9 protein-coding genes are annotated in these 8,295 nt (G+C 75.3%); 4 read left to right on the top strand and 5 right to left on the bottom strand.

Annotated features, from left to right (window positions below; all coding sequences use genetic code 11):
* Window positions 1–108: 108 nt before the first annotated feature.
* Window positions 109–1,158: a lipid II:glycine glycyltransferase FemX gene (locus N866_RS13860; RefSeq protein WP_034227356.1), complete on the bottom strand. Its 1,050-nt coding sequence runs from the start codon at window positions 1,156–1,158 to the stop codon at window positions 109–111.
* Between the two features lie 150 nt (window positions 1,159–1,308).
* Between N866_RS13860 and N866_RS13855 the strand changes: the two genes are divergently transcribed.
* Window positions 1,309–2,487, top strand: coding sequence for a DegT/DnrJ/EryC1/StrS family aminotransferase (locus tag N866_RS13855; RefSeq protein ID WP_034227355.1), 1,179 nt, complete (start codon window positions 1,309–1,311; stop codon window positions 2,485–2,487).
* On the opposite strand, the gene N866_RS13850 is transcribed toward N866_RS13855, so the two are convergent.
* On the bottom strand, window positions 2,477–3,784 hold the full coding sequence (locus N866_RS13850) for a carboxylate--amine ligase (protein ID WP_052023067.1): 1,308 nt from the start codon (window positions 3,782–3,784) through the stop codon (window positions 2,477–2,479). The genes N866_RS13855 and N866_RS13850 overlap by 11 nt on opposite strands.
* A 61-nt stretch (window positions 3,785–3,845) precedes the next feature.
* On the opposite strand from N866_RS13850, the gene cuyB reads away from it, so the two are divergent.
* Both cuyB and N866_RS13840 read left to right on the top strand, forming a co-directional pair.
* Entirely contained in the window at window positions 3,846–4,589 is a 744-nt protein-coding gene (cuyB, locus tag N866_RS13845; protein WP_052023066.1) for a cysteate racemase, read from the top strand.
* Between the two features lie 106 nt (window positions 4,590–4,695).
* A complete protein-coding gene (locus N866_RS13840; RefSeq protein WP_034227354.1) occupies window positions 4,696–4,884 on the top strand; it encodes a hypothetical protein in 189 nt (62 codons plus the stop codon).
* Window positions 4,885–5,020: 136 nt separating this feature from the next.
* On the opposite strand, the gene N866_RS13835 is transcribed toward N866_RS13840, so the two are convergent.
* Entirely contained in the window at window positions 5,021–5,506 is a 486-nt protein-coding gene (locus tag N866_RS13835; RefSeq protein ID WP_034227353.1) for a hypothetical protein, read from the bottom strand.
* A 9-nt stretch (window positions 5,507–5,515) separates the two neighbouring features.
* A complete protein-coding gene (locus N866_RS13830) occupies window positions 5,516–6,280 on the bottom strand; it encodes a dihydrofolate reductase family protein (RefSeq protein WP_052023065.1) in 765 nt (254 codons plus the stop codon).
* A gap of 144 nt (window positions 6,281–6,424) precedes the next feature.
* On the opposite strand from N866_RS13830, the gene zapE reads away from it, so the two are divergent.
* On the top strand, window positions 6,425–7,462 hold the full coding sequence (zapE, locus tag N866_RS13825; protein ID WP_052023064.1) for a cell division protein ZapE: 1,038 nt from the start codon (window positions 6,425–6,427) through the stop codon (window positions 7,460–7,462).
* A gap of 16 nt (window positions 7,463–7,478) precedes the next feature.
* Here zapE and N866_RS13820 read toward each other — a convergent pair.
* On the bottom strand, window positions 7,479–8,295 hold an 817-nt coding region (locus N866_RS13820; protein WP_034227352.1), incomplete at its 5' end, for a PPK2 family polyphosphate kinase.

The raw sequence follows: 8,295 nt of genomic DNA, 5'->3' as shown, positions 1-8,295 counted from the left end.
AGTGGTCCACCGACCGCACCGAGACACCCGCCTGACCGGCGACGGCGACGGCCCACCCGCTGGTCGCGGGTGGGCCGTCTCCGTCCGGGTCTCGCAGCCGCCGGACGCTCAGCCCTGCGCGCCGCCCGACCGGCGCCGCAGCACCCGGAGCACCTGCTTCATCCGCGGCAGTGCCCGCACCCACACCCGGTACAGCGGCGAGAACGGCACGTCGAGCGTCCCGACCAGCTCGTCCTCGTGCTGGGCGAAGGACCGCTTGAACTCGGAGATGCCGTCGTTGAGCAGCCCGTTGATGTCGTAGCGCAGCGCGCCGGCGTCCTGGGCGAGCCGGACCGCGTGCCACTTCACCGGCGCGTTCGCCCGGGCCTTGCGCCCGACGTCGTCGATGCCCCCGTACAGCTCGAAGGCCGTCGCGCCCGAGACGGCGTCCCAGACGAAGGCGCACGGCCGGCCCTCGTGGAAGGCCGCCACGACCACCGAGGCGTCGCCCAGCTCGCGGTGGATCGCGACGTAGTACCCGTCGGGGTGCAGCTCGAAGCCGGCCCGGGCCGCCGTGTCCTTGTAGACGTCGAGCACGCCGCGGAGCTCCTCCTCGGAGGTCACGCGCCGGATCTCCACGTCCCGCCCGCCCTTGCGCACGTCGGCGCGGGTCGTGCGGCCCATCGCTGCCATGAGCTCGTCGGCGTCCCGGGTCAGGTCGAGGATCAGCGTGTGCGAATGGAGGATCCGCTGCTCGCCGCGGACCACGCCGGGCAGGTCGAGGTCGGTCCCCGCCGGCCAGTCCGGCTCGAGGCTGACACCCACGCCGCCGATGTGCTCCCGGCACCACGCGACCACGGCCGCGCAGACGGCGGCGCGCGTGTCCGCGTCGCCCACGCCGTACCCGGCCGGTGCCTGGGTGTCCGACGGCGCCACCACCGGGCCGCGCGGCACGTAGGAGAGCGCCCGGAAGGGGAACGGCAGGCGCCGCTCGAGCACCTGCGCCAGGCCGATCGTCCGGCCGTCGGCGAGCACCTTCACCCGGTGCGCGCGCCACGCCCCGCGGGCCTTCACCTGCCCCCATCCCCAGAGCTGGAGCGGGTGACCGCCCAGCTCGCCGACGAGGGCGTCCCACTCGGTCGGGTCGGTCACGATCTCGACGCGCGGCGAAGCAGTCATGTCAGGTCATCCTAGGTGCGGCCCCCCGGCCGGGCGACCGGGCCCGGCGGTCGCCCGGTTCGCCCCGGCAGCCCCGGCTAACCTGGGCGACGCCCCGCCGTCACGCCGCCCGCGGTCGCCCCGCCGCCGCCGAGAGACCCCTGGAGCCCCATGACCGAGCGCACCGCCGCCGACGCCGTCACCCGCGCCCTGGCCGCGCGGACGGGGACCTCGCCGGGGGACTGGCACCTCGTGTTCAAGGCGCGCTACGGGATGCAGGTCGTCCTGCGGGCCATCGCGGCCGAGCGGGGGGTCGGCGACGTCCTCACCCAGGTGTTCACGTGCTGCACGGCGGTCGACCCCGTCCTGGCCGCCGGCCTGCGTCCGGTGTACGGGGAGGTCTCCCCGGCGACCGTCGCGCTCGACCCCGCCCGTCTCGAGTCCGGACGGCTCCAGCCGGGGGCCAGCACGCGCGCCGTCGTCCTCCAGCACACCTTCGGGATCATCGACGACGCCGCTGCCCGCGGGCTCCGGGACGCCGCGGACCGGGCGGGCGCGCTCCTGCTGGAGGACGCCGCCCACTGCGTGGGCCGCATGGCGCGCCGCGAGGACGGCTCCCCCCTGGCGGACGTCTCCGTCCACTCCTTCGGGGTCGAGAAGATGCTGCCGACGAAGTTCGGCGCGGCGGTGTGGGTCGACCCCGCGCTGCAGCAGACCCCCCTGGGCCGTCGGATGGTCCAGGACCTGACGACGCTGCCGACGATGGGCCGGCGCCTGGACCTGGCGGCACGGCTCTACCGGACCCAGCTCCGGGTGCTGGGCCGGCTGCCCGGCCCGGCCGCGACCGCGCTGCGCCGCCTGCTGACCCGCACCGGGACGTTCGAGCCGGCGATCGCGCCGGTCGAGCAGCGCGGTGGCCTCGCCCACCCGCCGCTGCGGCCGTCCCCCTGGGTGACCCAGCGCATGGCGGACGCCCTGGGCACCCTCGACGCCGAGGAGCGGCGGCGCAGCGCCGTCGTCGCGCGCTACCTCGCGGCGCTCGGTGACGTCGTGGAGGTCCCGGCCGGGATCGGCGCGTCCGCGCCGCTGGTCCGCTTCCCGTTCTTCGCCCCCGACGCCGACGCCGCCCAGCGGGTCGACACGGCCCTCTCCGCCGCGGGCCACCGGCCGGGGCGCTGGTACCGCCCGGCGCTCTTCCCCGGCGTCACCGACCCCGCACGGTACGGGTACTCCCCGGGCACGCTGGCGACCACGGAGGACCTGATGGCCCGCGTGGTCAACCTCCCCACGACGGTCGACACGGGGACCGCGGACCGCATCGCGGACGTCGTCCGGCGCGCTATCGGTTGAGACGGGTGCGCGCGTACCGCAGGTAGTCGAGGGTGTGCCGCAGGTCGATCCGCACGACGTCGAGGATCCGGGCGAGGCTGAGGTCCGGGCGGTAGTAGAGCGTGTGCCGCACGCCGTGGCGGGCGGCAGCGACGACGCGGCGGCGCAGCGAGCCCGGCACGAACGCCAGGGCCGCGAGGTAGGGCAGGTTCACCCAGAGCCGCTCGGCGGTAGTGGTGAGCTCCGGGACCTCCTTCCCGTGCACGACGTCGTCGACGAGGCACCGGGGCAGGTTCGCGCCCGCGGCCATCGCGTAGTGGCTGCACGCCCCGAGCCGGAGGTTGACCTCGAGGATCTTGCTCGTGCCGTCGCGGCGGTCGACCATGACGTCGAGGTTGGCGAAGCCGACGTACCCCAGCCCGTCCAGGAGCCGCCGGATCGACTCCGTGAGCCCCGGGTCCTCGACCGTCAGGATCGCGTTGTAGTTGCCGGCCCACCGCGGGTCCCACTCGGCCAGGGCGACCTGTCCGACGGACAGCACGCGCATCCGCCCGTCCCGGTCGCAGTAGGCGTTCGCCACGCGCATGACGGTCTCGTCGCCCGGGATGAGCTCCTGCACGACGAGGTCGTCCGTGTACCCCGCGGCGTACACGCGGTCCGCGACGGCGCGCAGCTCGGCGGCGTCGGCGACCACGTACACCTTCTGCTTGCCCTCGAAGCGCAGCCGGGGGTACGTGTCGGTGTCCGCCGGCTTGACGACGACGGGGTACGGGAAGGGCAGGTCGGCGCCCAGGGCCGCGTCGCGCGGCGTCGTCGGCGTCACGACGACGGTCGCCGGGTGCGGCACCCCGAGCTCGGCGCAGATCCGGGCGAACGACGACTTGTTCATGAGGCGGGCCGCGAGGTCCGCGTCCACCAGGGGGATGACGAAGTGCTCCTCGAGCTCCGCCCGGTGCTCCAGCAGGATCGTCGCGTACAGCTCGATGTTGGGGATGAGGATGCGGGTCCGGCCGGGCAGCTCCTCGGCGAGCGCCAGCAGCGTCCGGACGAGGACCTCCGGGGAGTCCAGGTCCCGGGAGGTCCGCACGTCCACGATGCGGGAGTGCGCGGTCTCGCGCAGGGGGTAACGGCCCAGGGCGAGCGACCGCACCCCGAAGGCCTCGTGCAGCGACCGGGCGACGTTGTAGGTGTTGACGTTGGTGCCCAGGATGATCGGGACGAAGTCGTCGTTGCCGTAGGTCATCCTGGACAGGTCTCCGTTCGTGGGGCCGGCCTGCGGGTCGGTGACCGGGTCGGTGAGCGGGGGAGGAGCCGCCATCCTACGGGCGCCGCCGCGCGTCCGACCGGCGGGGGCGCCGGGCCGCTGCCTACGATGAGGCGTGACCTCCACGCACCCCGGACCCGTCCCCGACCGTCCGCTCGTGGGGGTCATCGGGGGTGTGGGTCCCCAGGCCACCGCGTACTTCCTGGACATGGTCGTCCGGCTGACCCGGGCCGAGCGGGACCAGGACCACCTGGACATGGTCGTGCTCAACCACGCGGGGATCCCGGACCGGACCGCGTACATCCTCGGCTCGTCGCCGGAGGACCCGGGCCCCGTGATGGCGGAGGACGCGCGCCGGCTCGAGCGGTTCGGCGTGTCGTTCCTCGTGCTGCCGTGCAACACCGCGCACCACTTCACCGATGAGATCGCTGCAGCGGTGCAGGTCCCGCTGGTCAACATCGTCGAGGAGACCGTGGCCGAGGCCCGCGGCCGGGTCGACGGCCTGCGCCGGATCGGTGTGCTCGCGACGACCGGGACGGCCCGGGCGGGGGTCTACCAGCGGGCCGCGGCCGCCGTCGGCGTCGACTGCGTCCTGCCCGACGACGAGGACCAGGCGACGGTCATGCGGGTCATCTACGAGCAGGTCAAGGCAGGGCTGCCTGCCGACCTCCCGGCGTTCCAGGGCGTCGTGGACCGGCTCCGTGAGCGCGGCGCGGAGGTCGTGGTGCTCGGCTGCACGGAGCTCTCCGTGGTCGCCGCCGACCACGACCTGCTGACCGCGGACCGCACGCTGGTCGACTCCCTCGAGGTGCTGGCACGGCGCACGATCGAACGGTCCGGCCACACCGTCCGGACCTGACTGCCCGTCCCCCTCGGACGGCCACTGTGTCCGGGGTGGACTGCGCGCGGACAGCCGTCACCTCGACCCGACTCGTGGCGAGGCGACCGGCGCTAGCGTCCCGTCCATGGATCAGGTGCTCTTCGACGACGTCGTCCACACGGACTACGGGCAGCTCGACCTGGTGTGGTCGGACGAGGGTGGCTTCGACGGCGACTTCGACCGGTTCTTCTCCGGCCAGCTGAACGGGCTGGTCGGAGCCGCTGACCGCGGCAGGGGTGGTCGACGAGTACCTGGTGCAGCTGTGGACGGCTGACAACGCTCCCGACGAGATCCTGCGTTCCGGGAGCGAGGAAGCCGCCTACTGGCACCGTGAGATCGGCGGACGACGCCCCTGAGCGGCCGACGGACGGCAGCAGCCGGGACGCGGACCCAGCCGGTGCGACCGCCGGTCAGCCGAGCAGGTTCGTCCCGCTGTAGAGGTGCATCACGGGGACCTCGAGCACGTCCCGCGCCCGGGAGGCCCAGTCGGTGTGGAACGTGTCCTCGACGGCGTGCGGGCGCGTGACGACCACCACCTCCCGCACCGGGCCGGCGGCGACGGCGGCGCGCAGGGCGGGGAGCGGGTCGTCGTCGACGACGTCCCCCTCCGCGACCGCGCCGGCCGCGCGGAGCTCGGTCAGGGTCGCGGCGAGCTGTTCGGCCGCCGTGCGGCGCGCCACGTCCGGTCGCTCCTCCCGCCCCAGTGCGGCGTCGAGCGCCTCGCGCAGCTCACCCAGGCTGAGGTGGTCCACGATCGACACGAGCATGTTCTGCTCGGTGTCCGCGGGCACGAGCACGCGGTAGGCGACGTCGTCGGCGGCGTGCAGGCCGGTGATGTGCTCGACGTCCGCGGGCGTCAGGGCGTCCTCGGTGAGCAGCAGGATCGTCTCGGTCACGTCAGGAGCCTAGCCGCGCTCCAGGAGCCACCGGCCGATCAGCACGCCGTCGGCGTGCAGGAGGTGGGCCGGCCGCGCAGCCCGCACCGGGTCGGCCCACCGCTGCCCGTGCACGACGCGCGTGGCGGGACCGCCCACCACCGCGGGCGTCTGCGTGAGGCAGAGCTCGTCGAGGACGTCGGCCGCCACCAGGTCGGCGAGCAGGCGTGGTCCGCCCTCGCACAGGACGCGCACGAGCCCGGCGCCGGCCAGGGTGTCCAGCACGCGACGCGGGTCCACGCCGCCCTCGTGCAGGTGCAGCCGGTCCTTGGGGAGGTGGGCCCGGAGGTGCCCGAGGAACGGGGCCTCCGGCACGGTGAAGACCCACGGCCGGGGCTCGTCGTCGAGCAGGGCCGCGGGCAGGTCGCCGCGGCCGGTGACGACGGCGAGCGGCGGGTGGTCGGCCTGCCCGGACGCCCGGCGCGCGGGGACGAGCGGCGGGGGGGTGCGCGGTCCGCGGTAGCGCTCCGCGCGGGCCGTCCCGGCGCCCACGAGGATGACGTCGGCGAGACCGCGCAGGACGTCGAACACCCGGTGGTCCGCGGCGCCGTTGATCGATCCGGACCGCCCGTCCGCGCCCGTCGCGGCACCGTCGAGCGTCGTGATCATGTTCGCCCGGACCCACCGCCCGTCGGGGTAGGCGTAGAGCTCGGAGAGCGCCCGCTCGGCCGGGTCGGGCCCCAGGGCGGTGCGACCGGCGGGTAGCAGGACGTCGAGGACGGGTGCAGGCTCCACCTCGCCGACCGTACCCGCTGGCAGGCCCGGCCGACACCGCGCGGGGCGGGCACGGGGGTCGTCGCCGGGCGGTGGGCATGCGGTCGGCGGGCGGTCGGACGGCGGGGGAGGCGGTCGCGTGGCGAGCGCCTACGCTGGCTCCTCGTGACGCCGCCCCCCGGGCTGACCTCCCGCCGCCCCCAGGTCCCGCCGGACCGGCTGCTGGCGGGCCTGGTGCCGCCCCGCCACTTCCACGAGGCCTCCTTCGAGAGCTACCGGCCGGACCGGGAGCACCCGAGCCAGGAGCGTGCCCTCACCCGGATGCGCGGCGTCGCCGAGGAGCTCGCGGCCCCCCGACGCCGGGGCTGGTTCGCGCGACGTGCCCCGGCGCCGCCGGCCGTCTACCTCGACGGCGGGTTCGGCGTGGGCAAGACGCACCTCCTCGCGGCGCTCGCCCGGGCGGTCGGCCCCGACGCCGCCGCCTACGGGACCTTCGTGGAGTACACGCACCTCGTGGGCGCCCTGGGCTTCGCGCCGACGGTGCGGGCGCTCTCGCAGCGCCGGCTGGTGTGCATCGACGAGTTCGAGCTCGACGACCCCGGCGACACGGTCCTCATGTCCCGCCTGCTGCGGGAGCTGGGGGACCACGGCGTCGCGCTGGCGGCGACGTCGAACACCCTCCCCGAGTCGCTGGGCGAGGGCCGGTTCGCGGCCGAGGACTTCCTGCGGGAGATCCAGGCCCTGGCGGCGCGCTTCGAGGTGCTCCGGATCGACGGGCCCGACTACCGGCACCGCGGGGCGCCGCACCCGGAGTCCGGGCTGCCGGACACGCTCGTCGCCGACACCGCCCGCTCGCTGCCCGGCGCGACCTGCGACGCGTTCGGCGACCTGCTGCACCACCTGCGGACCGTCCACCCGAGCCGGTACGGGGCGCTCCTGGACGGCGTCACCCTGGCGGCCCTCACCGGGACGGCGCCGGTGGGGGACCAGGCCGACGCCCTGCGCCTGGTCGTGCTCGTGGACCGCCTCTACGACCGGGACGTCCCGGTGCTCCTGGGTGGCAGCGGCACGGCCGGCCTCTTCGACGAGACGATGCTCCGTGGGGGCTACCGGAAGAAGTACCTGCGGGCGCTCTCGCGGCTCGGGGCGCTCGCCGAGCAGGGACGGGCCGTCGCCGTCCCGGGTCCCGCCGACCGGACCTGAGACGCCGGCGGGCAGGTCAGGTCCGTGCCCGCGCCGTGGCGTCGAGGCGGGCGAGCTCTCCCGGGACGTCGAGGTCGACCCGGGGCCAGTCCAGCCCCAGCCCGTCGAGCGCGTCGACGAGCAGCTCGGTCACGGCCAGCCGCGCGAACCACTTCCGGTCCGCGGGGACCACGTACCAGGGCGCCGCGTCCGTGGACGTGCGGTCCAGGACCGCCTGGTACGCCTCCTGGTAGTCGTCCCAGCGCAGCCGTGCGTCGATGTCGCCCGGGTTGTACTTCCAGTGCTTCTCCGGGCGCTCGAGCCGCTCGCGCAGCCGCGCGGCCTGCTCCTCGTAGGAGACCGCGAGCACGACCTTGACGATCGTCGTCCCCCGGGCGGCGACCTCCTCCTCGAACGCCACGATCTCGGCGTAGCGGCGCTCCCACTCCTCCGGCGGCACGAGCCCCTCGACGCGGACCACCAGGACGTCCTCGTAGTGCGAACGGTCGAACACGCCGATGCGTCCGGGGGCGGGCAGGGCGGCGCGGATGCGCTCGAGGTAGTGCTGCGTGGCCTCCTGCGGGGTCGGTGGCCCGAACGCCCGCAGGGCCACACCCTGCGGGTCCACCATGCCGAGCACGTGCCGGACCACGCCGCCCTTCCCGGCGGTGTCCATGCCCTGGAGGACGAGCAGGACCGACCGGTCTCCACCCGTGCGCCCGTGGGCGTAGAGCTTCTCCTGCAGCTCCGACAGCGCCGCGCCCCGCGCGGCCATCGCGGCGGCGCCCTCGGCCTTGCCGCCCGCGAAGCCCGGCGTGCCGCGCCGGTCGACCGTCGCGAGGTCGAGGCCCGGG

It is taken from the genome of Actinotalea ferrariae CF5-4 (genome assembly GCF_000603945.1).
Lineage (GTDB): Bacteria > Actinomycetota > Actinomycetes > Actinomycetales > Cellulomonadaceae > Actinotalea > Actinotalea ferrariae.
The sequence above is the reverse complement of the archived record's forward strand: the minus strand, read 5'-3'. Positions and strand labels throughout refer to the sequence as shown.

Bases quoted from the DNA above. Each gene is read 5' to 3' on its own strand.
- N866_RS13860 (WP_034227356.1), bottom strand. From the start codon at position 1,158: ATGACTGCTTCGCCGCGCGTCGAGATCGTGACCGACCCGACCGAGTGG.
- N866_RS13855 (WP_034227355.1), top strand. From the start codon at position 1,309: ATGACCGAGCGCACCGCCGCCGACGCCGTCACCCGCGCCCTGGCCGCG.
- N866_RS13850 (WP_052023067.1), bottom strand. From the start codon at position 3,784: ATGGCGGCTCCTCCCCCGCTCACCGACCCGGTCACCGACCCGCAGGCC.
- N866_RS13840 (WP_034227354.1), top strand. From the start codon at position 4,696: ATGGATCAGGTGCTCTTCGACGACGTCGTCCACACGGACTACGGGCAG.